The following is a 1,138-nucleotide window of genomic DNA, read 5'->3' as shown; positions in this document are numbered from 1 at the left end:
TACATGAGTTACCCCAGCCTGGAATCGGTGAGCTCACTCACCGTAATCAGCGACTGCCCCTGATGCTTTTTAAAAATTCCCCGGCGGCGTTCGCGCCGCCCTTCTTTCAACCCGATACACAGGAAACACCATGAAGGCTTCACTACGATCCCTGCTGGCCCTGTCTCTGGCCAGCGGCGCCTTGCTCAGCGGCTGCGGCGGCGATGACGACAACACCCCCGCCCAACAGGACGCCAGCCCCCGGGTGGATCTGCGTCTGATGGAAACCACCGACATCCACGCCAACGTGATGGACTACAACTACTACAGTGACAGCGTGGACAACGGCCATGGCCTGGTGCGCACCGCCATGCTGGTCAAGCAGGCCCGCGCCGAAATCACTTACCCGGAAAATTCTGCACTGGTCGACAACGGCGACCTGATCCAGGGCAGCCCCATGGGCGACTGGCGCCAGGCGCAGGGGCTCACCAGCGGCGAGGTGCACCCGGTCTACAAGGTCATGAATGAAATGGCCTACGACGTGGGCAACTACGGCAACCACGAATTCAACTACGGCCTGGATTTCCTCGCCGAAAGCGTGGACGACGCCGCCTTCCCCTACATCAGCGCCAATGTGTTCAGCGCCGACGGCAGCACCCCGTATTTTGATCAGTACAAACTGATCACCAAAACGGTCTACGACCGGGACGGCAACCCCCACGACCTGACCCTGGGCTTTATCGGCTTCCTGCCACCGCAGATCATGCAGTGGGACAAGAAGAATCTGGAGGGCAAGGTCACCGCCAAGGACATCAAGGCCACCGCGGAGTTACTGGTGCCGCAGATGAAAGCGGAAGGCGCGGACATCATCGTCGCCATTCCCCATTCCGGTATAAACACTACCGCCTACTCGAAGGACGCCAAGGCAGAAAACAGCAGCTGGTACCTGGCGGACGTGGAAGGCATCGACGCCATCATGTTCGGCCACAGCCACCTGACCTTCCCTTCGGACAGCTTTGCCAACACCGCCAACGTGGATCTGGAAAAAGGCACCATCAAGGGCGTGCCCTCGGTGATGCCCGGCTACTGGGGCAGCCACCTGGGCATCATCGACCTGACCCTGGCACTCAATGAGGATGGCGAAAGCTGGACCGTGGTG

1 protein-coding gene is annotated in these 1,138 nt (G+C 60.3%); it reads left to right on the top strand.

Annotation, left to right across the window (positions count from 1 at the left end; translation table 11 throughout):
• Positions 1-130: 130 nt before the first annotated feature.
• Positions 131-1,138: metallophosphoesterase (locus HUJ17_RS00750; RefSeq protein WP_290508911.1), on the top strand; the 1,008-nt coding region annotated here is incomplete at its 3' end.

Origin of the sequence: Alcanivorax sp. (assembly GCF_014762765.1) — a bacterium.
In the GTDB taxonomy this organism is placed as follows: domain Bacteria; phylum Pseudomonadota; class Gammaproteobacteria; order Pseudomonadales; family Alcanivoracaceae; genus Alcanivorax.
Note: the sequence above shows the minus strand (reverse complement) of the source record. Positions and strands in the feature narration are given on the sequence as shown.